Below are 16,234 nucleotides of genomic sequence, written 5' to 3'. Positions count from 1 at the left end.
GTTGGCGCGTCCCCCCGGCGCGCCATTCACGTCTTCAGACTATCGAAAGCGACGGCTCGAACCACTAACCACAACAAATAACAATTAAGGTCGCTGGCCTCTCTGGGTTTGTGTAGACGTATCATGACACAGGTTGTCTGGATCATCGCGGCAGTACTGGTGACCTTCACCGTCGGTTACGTGGGGTACTCGCGGTATCTCACTCGGTTCGTCGAACTGGACGAGGACACCGAAACACCGGCACACAAGTACGAGGACGGGCAGGAGTACGTTCCATCGAAGAAACCGGTGTTATTGGGGCATCACTACTCGAGTATCGCGGGTGGGGCACCGATCGTCGGCCCGATTACTGCCGGCGCCATCTGGGGGTGGGTACCGGCGCTGTTATGGATCGCAATCGGCAATCCCCTGATGGGTGCCGTTCACGACTTCGTCTCGCTGTCGGGGAGCCTTCGCCACGAGGGGAAGTCGATCGGGTACATGATCGGCGAGTACGTCGGCGAGAGCGGCAAGAACATGCTGCTGTGGTTCGCGTTCCTGACGATCGTGCTCGTCGTGGCGGTGTTCGCGCTGGTCGTCGGAATCGTGTTCAATGCGTACCCACAGGTGGTGACGGCCTCGTTTATTTACATCGCGCTGGCGCTGGTGTTCGGCGTGTACCTGTACCAGTTCAATGGGCCGTTCATTCCGGGGACGGTCCTGTTCGTCGCAGGGGTCTTCGCCGCCGTTTGGGTTGGCCTCCAGTACCCGCTGGCACTGTTCGCTGGCGAGTATCCGGCGGGGACAATCGTGCTGCTCGGCGGTACCGGTGAGTGGGTACCGGGAGCGGAGGCGCTCGCCGGTGTCGGTGGCGGCAACACCGCAGGCTGGATCCCGATCATCATGGTCTACGCCGCGATTGCGAGCGCGCTGCCGGTGTGGGTATTGCTCCAACCGCGTGATTACCTCTCGTCGTTCCTGCTCTACAGCGGCGTCGGCGGGGCGACCGTCGCGATTCTCGTCGGGACGTTCCTCGGGACGTCTGCGGAACCGCTCACCATCGACAGCTCGATCGGCGCGTTCGAAGGCTTCTGGGGCGTCGAGGCGGCCGGTCTCGCCCCACTGTTTCCGCTGCTGTTCATCACGATCGCCTGCGGGACGATCAGCGGCTTCCACTCGCTGGTCTCGTCGGGGACGACCGCAAAACAGCTCGACAAGGAGACCGACGCCCGCCTGATCGGCTACGGCGGGATGCTCGGCGAGGGGCTACTCGCCGCGGTCGCGCTCTCGACGCTCGCGGTGTGGGGTGCTCCCGATGTCGAAGGCGGAATCGGGGCCGCACTGCCGAACTTCGCGTCCGGCGGCGGTGTCATCCTGACGAGCCTCGGCGTGCCCGAGACGGCCGGGGCCGTCTTCATGGCCTTGGTTCTGTGTAGCTTCCTCCTGACCTCGACTGACACGGCCGTCCGCCTCGGGCGGTACATGATGGAGGAAATCGTCGGCACGCGCGCAGGACGGACCGATACCGGGCTGAACATGAATCTCCGCTCGATCGTCCGCGGCCGGTACACGAACCCGATCGTCCAGATCGTCCCCGCGTATCTGCTGGTCGTCTCCGGCCAGTGGGTCGTCCTCTGGCAACTGTTCGGCGGTGCGAACCAGTTGCTCGCGGCGCTTGCACTGCTGACCGTGACCGTCTGGCTCGCCAACTGGGACGACAACAAACAGCTCGTCTCCACCGGTGTGCCGATGGCGATCATGGTCGTGATCACCGTTCTCGGGCTCTCGATCCTGGTGTTCTACGAGAACCTCTACCTGAACCTGATTCAGGGTGGCGCGGAGACCGTCGGTGCCATGATCTCTTCGGGAGTACAGATGCTTCTCGGACTGGTCCTCATCGGGTTGGCGCTCGCGCTCGTCAGGCTGGGCTACAAGAACATCCGGACCGTCCGCCGTGGCCCTGAGCCATCGGCTGTCGAACCCGGCGACGACTAACGGCTCCCGACCGCCGCGTTTTCGGTCGGCCGCTGACCGGCACCGAGACCGGTCTCTGTGACCCGAACCAACCGTCACCTACCGCCAGAACCGCTTTGCGAACCGCGACAGCAGTCCCTCCTCGGGCTCGCTCACGGTCTCCCAGAGGGTAAACGCCTCCACGACGTCGGCGGCCTCGCTGCCGACGTGCTCCTCGGACTCGGGATCGACGACGACGAGATTGATCTCGTAGTGGCCGTGATACCCGAACGTCAGTAACGTCCGGTCGCGGAACCCGGCAACGAACTCGCGAACGTCGTCGGGTATCCTGTCGGCGACGAGGACGAACGTCACATCCGTCCCGAAGTGTTCCTCGTCGGCGACGACCCGGTCGTCCGCGAGGTCGTGACCGAGGGCGACGAGTCGCTCGAGTTCCGCGACCGTCGGCTCGGACTCGCGTCGAGCGAAGAGGTACTCCTCGGTCTCGTGGTCGGCATAACTCAATGCCGGATGGAAGAACTGTTTCTGGCTGCGTACACGCAGCTCCCCGTAGAGGTCCCATTGCTCGCCGCCGGCGCGGTGGTTCTTCTCGAGGTCGTAGCTGTACAGCAATCGGTCGGACACCCGATCGAGATACTCGTCGTCCCAGTCGGGTACCGCCTCGCGGATCTCCGCCGGCAGTTCCGCCGGCCGTGCGTTGTCGCTCATCGTGCGTCGGTGGCGCGTGACTGCGATCGGTCACGGCCCGACAGCAGTTCCGTGCGATCGTGGCCCATGTCGCGTCCACTCATACCACCGGTTACCGTCGCGGTATCAAATACCCGTCGGTGAGCCGGGGTGAGGCCACGTCGATTGCCGCCGCGCACCGGCAGCCGATAGGTTTTAGCCGTCGGAGACGCACTATCGTGCAAGAGAATCTCATGGGTGGGAAGCAAACCGAAGCCTGCGGCCGGTGTTCCATGTCCACAGTCGTCGATATCGTCTCGTCCGGCGACGAAGACGAGAGAGCCGACGGCGACGCGGGCCGGGACCCGTTCGGCGAGGCCACCATCGAGGTCGACGAGGACGAACTCCGACGGATCTCGCCGGGTGCCTGGGCCGGACGCGTGACTGAGCGACTCGACGACCTCGGTCGGCGGCTCATTTACGGACGGTAGGAGCGTCGCCGGTCGCAGGCGACGCGATCACGACATCGTTACGAAATACGTCATCGCGAACAACAGTATCGCGGCCGTCGCGACGTTGACGAACCCGAATTCGAGAACGTCCAGAAACGACAGTCCCCAGACGACCGCCCACGCGAACAGCGCCGACAGCACGGCATTCAGCGCGACCAACACGCGGGGATCGCCCTGCGAGGACGAAACGCCCGCCTCGAACCCGTCCCTGGTACCGTCGCGATCAGTGTCACCGTCGCTCATACAGGGAGAGGTCGATACCGCCACTTATACTGTTCGCTGTCTCTACCGGCGCGTCCAGCGCCGGGGCCGGGAAACGCGGACGACCGTGACGGCACACGGTGTCGTTCGGCAGGGCAGGGTCCGTATGCACCTCCGAAACCGTCACGGCGTGCGGATCGACCCCGTGCCGTTCGTCGTGGTCGTCAGACTCGTGTTCATGCTCCTCCTGTCGTTCGGGCCGCTGTACGAGCAGACGCTGGGACTCCCCCTCGAGATCGCGATCGCGCTTTCCGCGGCGGTGTGCACCGTCGTCGCCGTCGTGCGATCAGGTATGCAATGACTTTCAGTTGCGACTATGGGCGACCGTTCCCGCAACGGACGGGACCCGCCGGTCACGCGTCATCGGTCGGGGGACAATGACACATAGTCGCATACTATTATTGCTGTCCCCGGCGAATCGTCAACCATGGGCCTCATCGAATCGGTGAAATCGGCGCTCGCGTCGCCTTCGCCGAACGGCCGTCCCGACGACGGCTCCGCGGGTGCCTACTGGTGTGACGACTGTGCCGTCCGGATCAGGGACATTGATCTCGAGGGCGAGCCGGTCTGTCCGGACTGTGGCGTGGCGATGCGCTTCGAACGCTCGACGGGCCGGAACTGCGCGTGCTGATCAGGGCTTCCGAATGACGGTTTCCGCGCCCTGCGTCGTGGGGAAGGGGCCGCCATCGAACGCCGTCCCCCACTCCTCGTCGGTGACGAGCGCGTCCTCGAGCGCCGCCCGGAGCGCTCCCTCGTCGTAGTCGGTGCCGATGACCACGAGTGCCGTCCGTCGGTCGCCGTGCTTGTCGTGCCACTCGAGGTCGGGCCGGTTCGACCGGTACATGTCGCGTTCGACCTCGGGCAGGCTCGCGATCCAGGGCCCCTGTGCGGTGGCCCTGACCGATGGCCCGGCCTGAGCGATCGAGAGTCGCATCTCGGTGCCGGCAAGCCAGGCAGCCCCCTTCGAGCGGACGATCGATCGCGGCAGGGTCCGGAGGACGGAGGCGAACCGTTCCGGATGGAACGGCCGGCGGGATCGGTAGACGAACGACGAGACGCCGTACACGTCACCGGGGTGGTGATGATCGTGGCGCTCCCCCGTCTCGGCCCGTTGGCCGTCGTGAGCGGCGTGCTCGCTCTCGTTGCGGTCGTGATCGTCGGCCGCCTCGAGCGCTCGCTGCCAGCCCGGCCGATCGGTCACGCGCCCGGAACCGAACAGGTCGGCACCGAGCAGGCGGTCGGGATCGATCGCCGAGAACGTCGTCGGAATCGTCTCGGCCTCGGGTTGGAGCGCAGAGACGAGGTTCGCGGCCGCCGCGAGTTCGGCGTCGGAACACAGATCGGCCTTGTTGAGCAAGACGAGGTTCGAAACCTCGACCTGTTCGACGAGCAGATCCGAGAGCGGCCGGTCGCCCTCGTTCCCTCGCCGCTCTGGCCGTTCCTCACCCGCGAAGGCTTCGAGGAACGCGGGCGTATCGAGGACGGTCACGAGCGTATCAACGTCATAGCGCGCCGCGACGCGGGACTCGGTGGTGAACAGTCGGGCCACGGGCGCGGGCTCGGAGATGCCGGACGACTCGACGACGAGGTGGTCGAACGAGCGATCCCGAGCCAGCCCGACCACTGCGGTCTCGAGGTCATCCTGCAGTTCACAGCAGATACAGCCGTTCGAGAGTTCCGCGACGCCGTCATCGATCTCGAGTTCCGAGCCCTCGGCGACGAGTTCGGCGTCGACGTTGACTTCGCCCATGTCGTTGACCAGCACCGCCAGCGTCCGGTCGGCGCTCGAGAGCAGGTGATTGAGCAGCGTCGTCTTGCCGGCACCCAGGCTCCCCGAGAGGATCGTCACCGGGATCGGCCCGTCCGTGTTCGTCTGCATACTGAGTACTGTGATCGGAGCGCCTTGAAAGCGAGCCACGAGGGTTTTTATCGTTCGATACACAGTTACTGCCATGGAGCTGGCCGATCGGATCGACGCGTTTCGGGAGCGACTCGACGAGTGGCTGCGGGGCCTCTATCACGGCCTGATCTCGCATCCGGCGTACGAGAAGATCGAGAAGGAAGCGGAAGACACCGAGGACGCGTTCGTGCTGGCGTGTTTCCCGGACGCGTTCGGCATCCCGTCGCCGGTGTCCTACTACACCGCGGAACTGCTCCCCTACCTCGAGGACGAGTTCGAATCGTGGGAGCGGCGGCTGTGGGACCGCGGAACGTACCTCGAACGGAAAGGACAGCAGTATCACTTCTGATGGACCCGTTCGTCTTCTTCGGCGGCAAGGGCGGCGTCGGCAAGACGACCGTCTCGTGTGCGTACGCGCTCCGCTGTGCGCGCGACGGCCAGCGAACCCTCGTCGTCTCGACCGACCCGGCCCACTCCGTCACCGACGTGTTCGACCAGCCGTTCGACGACTCCCCGCGGTCGGTCGACGGGATCGGCGGACTCGACGCGGTGGAGATCGATCCCGAAGACGAAGTAACCCGCCACTTGGACGAGATCCGACAGGACCTCTCCGAACAGGTGTCGGCGTCGATGGTCAACGAGATCAACCGTCAACTCGAGATGGCACACGGGACCCCCGGGGCCTACGAATCGGCGCTGTTCGACCGCTTCATCGACGTGATGCGGAACGCGGACTCCTACGACCGCGTCGTCTTCGACACCTCGCCGACGGGGAGTACGCTCCGGCTGCTCGGCCTCCCCGACCTGCTCGAGGGGTGGATCGACCGACTGATCCACAAGCGACGAACGAGCATCGACCTCTTCGAGAAGGCCGCCGTCGGGAACGCCGAACCGCGCCGCGTGATGGAGGGCGATCCCGTCCTCGCGCGCCTGCAGGACCGCAAGGAGTTCTTCGAGTTCGCCGGGTCGGCGCTGCACGACGACGCCGCGTTCTTCCTCGTCTTGACCCCGGACGAACTCTCGGTGAACGAGACCGAACGTGCGATCGTCGCCCTTCGGGAGGAGAACCTCGCGGTCCGCGGTCTCGTCGCCAACAAACTCACGCCGTCGCCCGACCCCGACGAGACCGGCCGCGGCGGACGCTACCTCCGCGAGCGCGTCGAGACGGAAGCGGCCCGTCTCGAGACCATCCGCTCGGAGTTCGACCCGCCGCTGGTCGCCGAGATCGGCTGGCGGAGCGCGGAGATCACGGGCGACCTCCTGGCCGATGTCGCGGACGAACTCGACATCGAAACGGCAGCCGAGCAGCCAACGCACGTCTGATCGGGACGGCAGTCGTGGGCTCGAGTTCGATCCGACGACCGCATCGGCGCGCTCGAGTCGGCCACGCGGACGTGCCACGTCCACGCATACCACTTCGCCTGCGGACAGAAACCCGTTTAGGCGGGCCGCGCCACCGACGGATAATGAGTACGAGTTACCGGATCGGACTCGTCGGCAAACCCTCCGTCGGCAAGTCCTCCTTTTTCAATGCAGCGACGATGAACGACGTTCCCGAGGGGGCCTACCCGTTCACGACGATCGACCCGAGCGTGGGCGAGGCCTACGTCCGCGTCGACTGTGCGGCACCCGAGTTCGACGAGGAATGCACGCCGTCGGTTGGCTACTGCGACCACGGGACCCGCTTCGTCCCGACGAAACTCGTCGACGTGGCCGGGCTGATTCCCGGCGCACACGAGGGCAACGGGCTGGGCAACCAGTTCCTCTCCGATCTCAACGAAACCGACGTGCTCGTCCACGTCGTCGACTTCTCCGGGGAAACGGACGCCGAGGGCGAACCCACCGAGGGACACGACCCGCGGGACGATATCGCATTTCTCGAGGAGGAACTCGACCAGTGGTATCTGGGCGTCCTGGAGAAGGGCATCAACCGATACGAGACGGGCTACACCACCGAGGACGACGCTATCGAAGCGGAACTCGCCGAGCAGATGAGCGCGTTCAAGACGACTGAAGACGAGATTAAACGGCTCATTCGACGCGTCGATGTCGGCTTCGACCCCGACGAGTGGGACGAGGACGACCGCCTCGAGTTGGCCCGTGAGATCCGAAAGGAGACCAAGCCGATGGTCATCGCGGCGAACAAGATGGACACGCCCGAAGCGCAGGCGAACTTCGCGGAGATCACCAGCGATCCCGACTACGACCACCTGACGATCGTTCCCTGCAGCGCCCACGCCGAGAAGGCCCTGAAGTCGGCCGATCAGGCCGGCGTCGTCGACTACCGACCGGGTGACCCGGACTTCGACATCGTCGACGACGTCTCCGGCGAACAGGAACAGGGCCTAGAGCGGATTCGGGACTTCCTCGAGGAGTTCGGCGCGACGGGCGTCCAGGCGGCCCTCGAGACGGCGCTTTTCGACGTGCTCGGCGTCACGCCCGTGTTCCCAGGCGGCGCGAACGGACTGGGGAACGAACGGGGCGAGGTGCTGCCGGATTGTTACCTGATTCCACCGAACTCGACCGCGGAGGACTTCGCCTACAGCCTCCACTCCGACATCGGCGACGGCTTCCTCCACGCGATCGACTGTCGGACGAACCGCCAACTGGGCAAAGAGTACGAGGTCGAGGCGCGGGACGTGATCGAAGTCATCACGACGAACTGAGCGACCGCAAGTTGGCTGCTCCCGCGGGACCGTCGGCACGTCGCCGGCCCGAGCCCAGCACGCGTCCTCGTTCGATGCGACCACGGACGGCAGCGAGGCTGTCACGACCTCCTGCCGACGACCGACCCGGCGGGCACTGCGCTCGAGCGACGTGCGACGGAAGACGCGGCACGGTCGGCGGTACGCGGTGCGGATCGCTCGCGGATGACCGCCGGAATCGTTATTCCCGCGATGGAACGGCTTGACCGACCGACAGGACGTGACCGTCGGCATCGTACTGGAGTGTCGCGTGTCGGATCTCGTCGGCGTCGGCATCGACGGAAACGGTATCGCCCTTCTCGAACTCACCGTCGATTTCCTCGCCGAGGTCGATCTCGTTAGAGTCGTCTTCGGTCCAGACCTGAAGCGTAAGCTCCGACGCGGAGACCGAATCGCCGCCGACGTGTTCGATCGCACCCTGGCCCTCGTCGAACCCGAGTTCGATCCGCGGTCGCGGATGGGCTCCGCCGACACGGACATCGTCGTCACCCCAGACGACGGTGACAGCCGCTCCGGCCTCGACGTCGCCGACTTCGATCGTCGCCCCCGAAGAGACGGTGTCCACCTCGTCGGACCACTGCGTCTCGGCCGACTCGTCGTCGATCAGCAGTTCGTAGGCGTCGGCCGGGCGCTCGCGTTCGTCCTCGAGTTCGAGCGTCGCCGAGAGCGTCTTGCGCTCGAAGTCGTAGTCGAAGGCCACGGTCCCCGGGGGCCGGGCATGGAAGTGTGCGATACTGTCTTGGAGGGTCGTTCCGTCCCAGCAGACGAGGACGAAGTCACCCGGGCGGATGTCCTGGAGCGTCGTCCCGTCGCCCGACCGCATCGTCCCGGACCACGGCTGAGCGGTGGTTCGTGGCTCGATTTCTTCTTCCCTGGAATGATACCACGGCCGTTCGTCGTAGACGGCGATGGAGACCCGCTCGCCGTCGAGCGGGAACTCGTCCGCGTACTCGATGGCGAGCGTTCCGGCGTCGACGTCGTAGTCGTACTCGAACTCGAACCGATCGAGGATCGACGTTCCGCTCGCGCTGGTCCCGGCCGCGTGGTCGTGAGTGATGGTGATCGACAGGTTCGGCTCGACGTCGTCCATATCGATGACGATCGTATCTCCCTTTTCGAGGGTGCTGTGGCCGTTGGTCCAGATATCGCGGTCGTACTCCTCGTCGTCCACCTCGAGCGTGAGATCCTCGACCGGGGTCGGATCGCCGCGTCCGATCTCGATCTCGAGTTCGTCGTCTTCGAGATCGATGTCCTCCTCGGGCCGGAGTCTGCCCGGACTCTCGTGGTCGTTGGCTTCCCGTTCGGCGGCGAGATCGCGCTCGGCGGTGATGGTGACGAGCGACCCGTCCCGTTCGACCGTCGGCTCGCCGGTGAGTGCCATGTAGTTCAACTCGCTCGTGAGCGCATCGACCAGTTCGTCGGTGACCTCCGTGGCGTCCTCGAAGGCGATGCCGATGTTCATCTCGAGGGTATCCGGATCGAGTACGGTCGTTGATTGGGCCTTGTATTCGATAGCGGCGTCGTCGATGAGCTCGGAGAATTGATACCCCTCGCCGATCTGGACCGTGTAGTCGGCATGCTCCCCGTCGAAGAGGCCGAGCGCCTCTTCGAGCAGGGGTTCGGCGTCCAACAGCCGCTGGGCCTCGCCCGCGTTCGCCGCGAAGGCTTCGTCGATCCGCTCGTCGTCTTCGGCGGCGACGATGACCGTCTCGGTGACGGCGGCGACCATCTCGTCGTCTTCGCGGCGCTCGTACTCGACGCCGCCGTCGGTCTCGCGAATGTCGCCGTCGTCTTCGAGTTCGAAGTCGCCGGCGACGACGACGACGATCGGCATCGAGAATTCATCGTCGTCGGTCGTGTAGACGAAGGCGTGCTTCGAGATCGACTCGGGGTCGATCCCCAACCCTCCGCCCGTCGACATGCGTCCGTAGGGATCGTTGGCTTTTCGCTGCTGCTCGTGATCCCTCGTCACGACCGCCATCGAGTCCGATCCGGCCGAGGCCGGGAAATAATCGAAGAGGGAGTCGAACGCCGGCTCGCCGGCGTCGCTGGTGGACCGTCCGTCGGTCGCACTGACGGCATTTCCTGCCAGTGCGACGGTCATCGTCGTGCCGATACTGCCGAGGAGGGTACGGCGGGGACACTGTGGCATACGACTCGAATTTCTTCCTGACATCACAAGTAGGTTTTCATCACATTCTGTTTCGGTAACTACTCCCGGCGGCTGAATCGAACGTCGCGACGAGAGTGTCTGAAGACGCCATTTCGGTCCGATCTCGGGCACGCCGCACCGGCGGCTCGACGAGCGTAGCGGGGGTGGGGACGTGCGTCATGGGGAACGACGGAGTGAGGCGACAGGTTCTCGGCGGCGGCTCACTACTGTCCGATAATGAGTGTGCGGCAGCCCTCCGCCTACCGGCCGACCAAGCCCGATATCGCGGTGTTCGTGTCCGGCGTCACGAGTATGGGGCTGGAGATTCTCGCGGGCCGGATCATTGCCCCCCAGTTCGGGAGCAGTATCTACACCTGGGGCAGCATCATCACCGTCTTCCTCACCGCGTTAAGCCTTGGCTACTGGCAGGGCGGCAAGCAGGCCGGCGAGGCGTCGAACCGACGCATGTGCTGGCTCATGCTGGGGACCGCGGGCTACGTTGCGATCGTCGTCTACGGGAGCGATCAACTGTTGCTCTCGGCGTCCGCGCTACCGTTGCCGGCCCGGTACGCCTCGCTACCCGCCGTGCTCGTCCTCTTCGGGCCGCCGACCTACCTGCTTGGATTTATCAGCCCGTACGCGGCCGAACTCTCCGCGAAGGAGGGCACCGGTGAGGCGTCGGGCCACGTCTACGCGCTCGGAACGATCGGCAGCATTGTCGGCGCGGGCGCGACGACGTATTTCCTGATTCCGGCGCTCGGGATCGACGCGATCGGCCTCCTGTTCGGCTTCGTCCTCGTCGGCACTGCACTCGCGCTGACGCTTCCCACTCTCGCACCGACACCGGCGGCGGCGAGCGTCGCCATCGCACTGGTGCTCGTCGTCGCGGCCGGTATCGGCCCGGTCGCGTTCGACCACCGCGGCGATGTCGTCTACCAGACCCAGACGGCCTATCAGGAACTCGAGGTCATCGACAACGGGGACGAGCGGACGCTGTACCTGGACGGTGCGCGTCACAGTGCGATGGATCTCGACGACCCCGAGCGACACGTCTTCGAGTACACGCGGTACTTCCACATCCCCATGTTGATGGTCGACGACCCCGCCGAGGTCGAGAACGTCCTGTTCATCGGCGGGGGCGGGTACACCGGCCCGAAGGACTACGAACGGACGTACGACGTCGACGTCGATGTCGCCGAACTCGACCCCGAAGTCTCGCAGGCCGCCAAGGACTACTTCCGCCTCGAGGAGAGCGAGAACATGACGGTACACACGAAAGACGGCCGGCAGTTCCTCCGAGAGACCGACAAGAACTACGACATGATCGTACTGGATGCCTACCAGAAGGACCAGGTTCCGGTTCACCTGACCCAAGTCGGATTCATGGAACTGGCCGCGGATCGGCTGACGGACGACGGGGTATTCCTCGCGAACGTCATTTCCGCGCCCAGCGGTGCCGGCTCGGACTTCTATCGCGCGCAGTACAAGACGATCGACGAAGCCTTCGCTTCGACGTACAGCTACCGCACCTCGGACTGGGGGTCGGTACAGAACATCGAGGTGGTCGCGACGAAAGCGGACACCGACTTCACCGAGGCCGATCTCGCCGAGCGAAACGAGCGGCGGGACCTCGGACTCGACCTGCGCACCGAGATTGACGCATCACTGGACCCGCCCAAGACCGACGACGTACCGGTACTGACCGCGGACCACGCGCCCGTCGAGAACCTGCAGGCGTCGACGATCGGGCAGGAGTACGTCATCGAACGGACCGGAGAGGAGGAGACGACGCCGGAACCCGCGTCGATCGCAGTCGGCTCGGAACGCTACGACCGCGCGCGGCCCGCGCCGACCCTCGAGTTCGAATCGAGCATTCCCGGCCCGAGGCCGCTCGGGTCCGCCCCCGCGTAGCGCCTCGAGCGGTGTTCCGCCGCTCGCTGCTCACTCGGACAGCGTCTCGGGCTCGAGTGGCGTCGCCGTCCGCCAGTAGTGATCCAGCGAGTCCTCGGCCCACGCCCGCACCGCGTCATCGTCGGTATCGACGGACGCCCGGAGGACCCCGTTCTCGTCGCGCAAGAGGAGATAGACGACACCGTCGACGATCATGATCGCGATCGGGACGCCCTCTTCGCGGACCCTGATCTCGGCGTCCGCGGCCGCGAGCAGCGCCTCGAGTTGCCGTCGCAGCTCCGATTCGTCGGCGAGCGCTTCGATCGCGCTCCGGCCGAAAACGCCCGTGAATCGCTGGTCGCCGGCGGTGACGCGCTCCCGGACGACCCGCAGCGCCTGCTCGTTGAACGTGTGGGAGAACGCACGGACTTCGTCGGCCTCCCGGAGGAAGCCGAGCAGCCGTCCGAGCGGCGCGTTCGGGCGCGTCGCGCTCGGGACCGTGATCGTCGCGTCCGAGAGCCGGCGGAGATCGAAGTCCATCGCGTGCGTGGGCAGGTAGTCCACGATCTCGCGGAGTTTGGCCTCGGTCTCGAGGATCTCCTGGAGTTCGGTAAACCCCTCGGCGACGAGTCGGCCGGTCGCCGTCGCGACGTACTCGCTGCCGTCGTGTCTGATCCACGACCGGTCCTCGAAGTCACTCAGGATTCGTCCCAGCGTCGCCTGCGAAGCCCCGGTCGCGTCCGCCAACTCGGTGCGCGTACATCGCCCAGCCGCGAGCAGCCCCAGCACCTCGACGCGGTTCGACGAGAGCGCGAGGAACTCGATCTCCTCGAGCGCAGATTCCATACGCCCGCTCGTGTCCCCAGTGATAAACGGGTTTCGCACCGTGAAACTATTGCAGGGTCTGCAACGCTGTCGTGTGCGCCAACTCTTTCCCGCGTTGCCGCGGCTTCTTCCCGTGAAATATTTTCTGAACGAAACTATAACCCCGGCGCTCATAGGGTGGAGTACGATGATTTTCGCTATCCACGCGTCGGCCGCTCTCGGTTCGACGCGGACGGTTCCGACGGGGGTGGCGGCGTAGTGGTCGCTCGCCGCACTGCCCTGTTCTTCGCCCTCTCGAGTCTGTTCTTCGGCGGCACGTTCGTCGCCGCGAAGGCCGGCCTCGCGTACTTCCCGCCGCTGCTGTTCGTTGCCCTCCGGTTCGACGTCGCGGCCGTCGTCATGCTGGCGTACGTCGGTCTGACGACGTCCCGTTCGGAGTTGTTCCCGCGGACGCGCGGCGACATCGGGGCCATCCTCGCGACCGGCGTGCTCGCGATCGGGTTGACGAACGCCTTGCTGTTCGTCGGCCAGCAGTACGTCACCAGTGCCGTCGCCTCGATCATGTACAGCCTCAACCCCATCATGACGCCGATATTCGCCGCGCTCTTGCTCTCCGACGAGCGCCTCTCCCCGCGCGGCGCGGCCGGCATGGGACTCGGCCTGCTCGGCGTCGGCCTCGTCGTCAGCCCCGATCCCGCGAACCTGCTCGGCGGTGCCGTCGGCAAGGGCATCCTGTTCGTCGGCGCGATCGCCGCCGCGCTCGGGGCCGTGCTGATCCGGCGGGCCGACAGCGACCTCTCGAGTACGGTCCGCGTCGCCTGGGGACTCCCCTTCGCCGCGGCGCTGTGTCACCTGCTGGCCTGGTCCGGCGGCGAGTCGGCGGCCGCGATCACGTGGACCACCGAAGCGGTCCTGGCGCTTGGCTACGTCAGCATCTTCGCGGGCGTCCTCGCGTACATCGCCTACTTCGGACTCATCGACGCGGCCGGTGCGATCCGCGCGAACCTGATCTTCTACGTCGTGCCCGTCGTCTCGACGCTCGGCGGCTGGGCACTGCTCGGCGAGACGATCGACGCGCTGGCGGTCGCCGGCTTCCTGACGATCTTCGCCGGCTTCGCGGTGCTCGGGAGCAAATCGATCGACATCCGCTCGCTGTCTCCCGGTGTCGTCACCGATGTGTCCCTGCCCGACGAGGAGTCGCCGGTCAGGGAGGAACCGCGAGGCTACCGCTCGGACTAACGCGTCCCGTTCCGTCCGTGGGTTTCCACCTCGCATCGGTCGCCGTACCGTCCGAGGACCGTCCCCGTGCCGATTAGAAGAGCGACAGGTCGCCGGTCACGCTGTCGACGCGGTCGTCCGCAGCCGGCCCGACGGCCAGCGCGGTAACGGTCCCGGGCTCGAGTTGGGTGTGGCCCGCGTCACGAATGATCGCGTTCGGTATCCCGTCTCGATCCGCGATTTCGGAGAGTTCGTGCAGTTGGCGTTCGCTCTCGCCTTGCAATACGACTTTCTTCTGGCCGCCTTGCTGCCACTGGCGCTGGAGTTGGCCGTCGGCCTTCTCGTAGGCGGACAGCGACGCGTGGGCGACCTGTGCGGCGAGCTTTCCCTGTCCCATGCCGATGTCCGTGCGGGCAACGATGGCCTGTTTCATGACCGGGACGAGAACGGGGAGCCCTTTAGCCGTACCTATACGGCCGGCTCTCGGGCCGCATCAGTGAATGACTTCGCTCTCGAGGCGGAACGTCCGTTCCGTCCGTCGCGCCTCCGGGCCCGCTTCCACGAGGGTCGGCTCGCTGATGGACTCGGCAAACCGATCGGGGTCCGGCTCGACCCGCTCGAGCATCGCCGAGAAGACCGAGCCACGTCGGCCGTTCGCCGAGACGATGCCGCCGTACTTGCGCTCCTCGAACGACGTTTCGTCGGGATCGGGGAACTCCTCGCGGATGATCGCGGCGCTTTCCCTGAGGTAGTCCGCTGCCTGCTTCTGGGAGTACAGGCTCTCTTCGTAGTAGGTTTCGGTATGTTCGTCGTCGAGCTCTTCCGAGCAGTGGGCCGGCGATTCGTAGCGGACCGACTTCGTCGTCGTGTAGCCGCTGGCAAACCGGATGTTCGTGGTGAAACTATCGGGATAGCGGAGGATCAGCGGGGCGTACAACATGTCCGTAATCGTCGCTTGCTGTTGGGCTCGCCAGACACCCTCGAAATAGTACGCGGCGAGCGCACCGATCTTGTCGTCCCGTTCACCACGGTTGTACGCCATCGCGACCTCCTCGTAGTCGTCACCGACGGTCCGTCGGAGCCGCCGCTCGAAACTCTCGGCGATGTGCTCGAGCTGGACTTCGTACGCGTCCAGTACGGACACGGTCGGATCAGCGAGCAGGTCCGCTTTTCGCTCCCGGGCGACCGCCACGTTCATCATGTTCTCGTGGAAGACTCGCTCGGCGTCCCGGTCGGGAAGCGGGATTCTGACCGCGCGCTGGTGCAGAACCCGCGTGTTCCCGTTAAATCGGTCCTGCGTCCCATCCATGCGATTGGGTTGGGGACCCAACGGTATAACGAATTAGGCCGTCCGAGAGAACAGTTCGAATCGATACCACGCGGTTCCAGCGTCGCTCGAGCGGATGCGACCGGCCGTGATACCGCCGGACCCACCGGCGTCCCGCGAGCGGGGCGCGGGTTCCGACTGCTCGACGCGCCGTCCGAACGCGGACCGAGGAATTTAGGGCCCCGTGCTCGCTCCTACTCGGTATGATCCTCTCCGATGCGGACATCTGCGAGCGCCTCGACGCCGGCGACCTCGTCGTCGAGCCCCTCGACGACCCGGAGCTACAGATCCAGCCCGCGAGCGTCGACCTCCGGCTGGGCCGAGAATTCCTCGAGTTTCAGCGGACGAACATCCCCTGTATCCATCCCAACTCCGAACGGGAAGTCGACGAGTATGTCACCGAAACCGTCGTCGACGAGGACGACGATTTCATCCTCCATCCCGGCGACTTCGTGCTCGGGACCACCCACGAACGCGTCGAGATCCCGGCGGACCTGATCGCCCACGTCGAGGGTCGCTCCTCGCTGGGCCGGCTCGCCGTCGTCGTCCACGCGACGGCCGGCCTCTGCGATCCCGGCTATCGGGGCCAGATCACCCTCGAGCTGTCGAACCTCGGCTCCGCCCCGGTCGCGCTCACGCCCGGAATGCGCATCTCACAGCTCACCTTCACCGAACTCAGGACCGCGGCCGAACGGCCCTACGGAAGCGAGCGCGGGTCGAAGTATCAGGATCAGAGCGGTCCACAGGCCTCCCGCATCGAGAGCGACGACGAGTTCGGCGGCGACCAACTCGAGCGCGAGGACTGACGCCAACCACATCTGCACC

At 65.6% G+C, this 16,234-nt stretch carries 17 protein-coding genes; 10 read left to right on the top strand and 7 right to left on the bottom strand.

The features are described from left to right. Positions 1-123: 123 nt before the first annotated feature. Positions 124-1,974 (top strand): carbon starvation CstA family protein, encoded by a 1,851-nt coding sequence (locus FGF80_RS08680; protein ID WP_138653411.1) that lies wholly within the window; start codon positions 124-126, stop codon positions 1,972-1,974. Positions 1,975-2,052: 78 nt separating this feature from the next. On the opposite strand, the gene FGF80_RS08675 is transcribed toward FGF80_RS08680, so the two are convergent. Next, positions 2,053-2,661 (bottom strand): hypothetical protein, encoded by a 609-nt coding sequence (locus FGF80_RS08675; protein WP_138653409.1) that lies wholly within the window; start codon positions 2,659-2,661, stop codon positions 2,053-2,055. A gap of 251 nt (positions 2,662-2,912) precedes the next feature. On the opposite strand from FGF80_RS08675, the gene FGF80_RS08670 reads away from it, so the two are divergent. Beyond that, on the top strand, positions 2,913-3,110 hold the full coding sequence (locus FGF80_RS08670; protein WP_175417060.1) for a hypothetical protein: 198 nt from the start codon (positions 2,913-2,915) through the stop codon (positions 3,108-3,110). Positions 3,111-3,137: 27 nt separating this feature from the next. Here FGF80_RS08670 and FGF80_RS08665 read toward each other — a convergent pair whose 3' ends face one another. After that, entirely contained in the window at positions 3,138-3,374 is a 237-nt protein-coding gene (locus FGF80_RS08665; RefSeq protein WP_138653407.1) for a hypothetical protein, read from the bottom strand. 124 nt (positions 3,375-3,498) lie between these two features. Here FGF80_RS08665 and FGF80_RS08660 point away from each other — a divergent pair, with 124 nt between their 5' ends. Further along, positions 3,499-3,693, top strand: a complete 195-nt coding sequence (locus FGF80_RS08660; protein WP_138653405.1) for a hypothetical protein — start codon at positions 3,499-3,501, stop codon at positions 3,691-3,693. 126 nt (positions 3,694-3,819) lie between these two features. Beyond that, the gene (locus tag FGF80_RS08655; RefSeq protein ID WP_138653403.1) at positions 3,820-4,023 is read left to right on the top strand and encodes a hypothetical protein; all 204 of its coding nucleotides are present in this window, start codon (positions 3,820-3,822) and stop codon (positions 4,021-4,023) included. Here the strand turns inward: FGF80_RS08655 and FGF80_RS08650 are convergent, their stop codons facing one another. Then, the gene (locus FGF80_RS08650; protein WP_138653401.1) at positions 4,024-5,271 is read right to left on the bottom strand and encodes a CobW family GTP-binding protein; all 1,248 of its coding nucleotides are present in this window, start codon (positions 5,269-5,271) and stop codon (positions 4,024-4,026) included. 73 nt (positions 5,272-5,344) lie between these two features. Between FGF80_RS08650 and FGF80_RS08645 the strand changes: the two genes are divergently transcribed. The 3 genes from FGF80_RS08645 to FGF80_RS08635 all read left to right on the top strand — a co-directional run bounded on the left by FGF80_RS08645 (position 5,345) and on the right by FGF80_RS08635 (position 7,958). Further along, the gene (locus FGF80_RS08645) at positions 5,345-5,641 is read left to right on the top strand and encodes a hypothetical protein (protein ID WP_006185544.1); all 297 of its coding nucleotides are present in this window, start codon (positions 5,345-5,347) and stop codon (positions 5,639-5,641) included. Next, positions 5,641-6,615, top strand: coding sequence for an ArsA family ATPase (locus FGF80_RS08640; protein ID WP_138653399.1), 975 nt, complete (start codon positions 5,641-5,643; stop codon positions 6,613-6,615). Before FGF80_RS08645 ends, FGF80_RS08640 begins: the two co-directional genes overlap by 1 nt. Positions 6,616-6,758: 143 nt before the next feature. Next, the gene (locus FGF80_RS08635; protein WP_006185547.1) at positions 6,759-7,958 is read left to right on the top strand and encodes a redox-regulated ATPase YchF; all 1,200 of its coding nucleotides are present in this window, start codon (positions 6,759-6,761) and stop codon (positions 7,956-7,958) included. A 220-nt stretch (positions 7,959-8,178) separates the two neighbouring features. Here the strand turns inward: FGF80_RS08635 and FGF80_RS08630 are convergent, their stop codons facing one another. After that, positions 8,179-10,149 carry a hypothetical protein gene (locus FGF80_RS08630; protein ID WP_138653397.1) on the bottom strand — a complete coding sequence of 657 codons (1,971 nt, stop codon included), beginning with the start codon at positions 10,147-10,149 and terminating at the stop codon, positions 8,179-8,181. A gap of 237 nt (positions 10,150-10,386) precedes the next feature. Between FGF80_RS08630 and FGF80_RS08625 the strand changes: the two genes are divergently transcribed. After that, a complete protein-coding gene (locus FGF80_RS08625) occupies positions 10,387-12,060 on the top strand; it encodes a spermidine synthase (protein ID WP_138653395.1) in 1,674 nt (557 codons plus the stop codon). A 30-nt stretch (positions 12,061-12,090) separates the two neighbouring features. On the opposite strand, the gene FGF80_RS08620 is transcribed toward FGF80_RS08625, so the two are convergent. Beyond that, positions 12,091-12,885 (bottom strand): helix-turn-helix transcriptional regulator, encoded by a 795-nt coding sequence (locus tag FGF80_RS08620; protein WP_138653393.1) that lies wholly within the window; start codon positions 12,883-12,885, stop codon positions 12,091-12,093. 237 nt (positions 12,886-13,122) lie between these two features. Here FGF80_RS08620 and FGF80_RS08615 point away from each other — a divergent pair, with 237 nt between their 5' ends. Continuing rightward, entirely contained in the window at positions 13,123-14,103 is a 981-nt protein-coding gene (locus FGF80_RS08615) for a DMT family transporter (protein WP_138653391.1), read from the top strand. Positions 14,104-14,176: 73 nt separating this feature from the next. Here FGF80_RS08615 and pth2 read toward each other — a convergent pair whose 3' ends face one another. Further along, complete coding sequence (gene pth2 / locus FGF80_RS08610; protein ID WP_006185552.1) at positions 14,177-14,515, bottom strand: peptidyl-tRNA hydrolase Pth2; 339 nt, start codon at positions 14,513-14,515, stop codon at positions 14,177-14,179. 60 nt (positions 14,516-14,575) lie between these two features. Continuing rightward, positions 14,576-15,391 (bottom strand): hypothetical protein, encoded by an 816-nt coding sequence (locus FGF80_RS08605; protein WP_006185553.1) that lies wholly within the window; start codon positions 15,389-15,391, stop codon positions 14,576-14,578. Between the two features lie 221 nt (positions 15,392-15,612). Between FGF80_RS08605 and dcd the strand changes: the two genes are divergently transcribed. Next, positions 15,613-16,215: a dCTP deaminase gene (gene dcd, locus FGF80_RS08600; protein ID WP_138653389.1), complete on the top strand. Its 603-nt coding sequence runs from the start codon at positions 15,613-15,615 to the stop codon at positions 16,213-16,215. Positions 16,216-16,234: the final 19 nt, after the last annotated feature.

Source organism: Natrinema pallidum (assembly GCF_005890195.1).
Classification (GTDB): Archaea; Halobacteriota; Halobacteria; order Halobacteriales; family Natrialbaceae; genus Natrinema; species Natrinema pallidum.
This window is presented reverse-complemented; position numbering and strand designations above follow the sequence as displayed.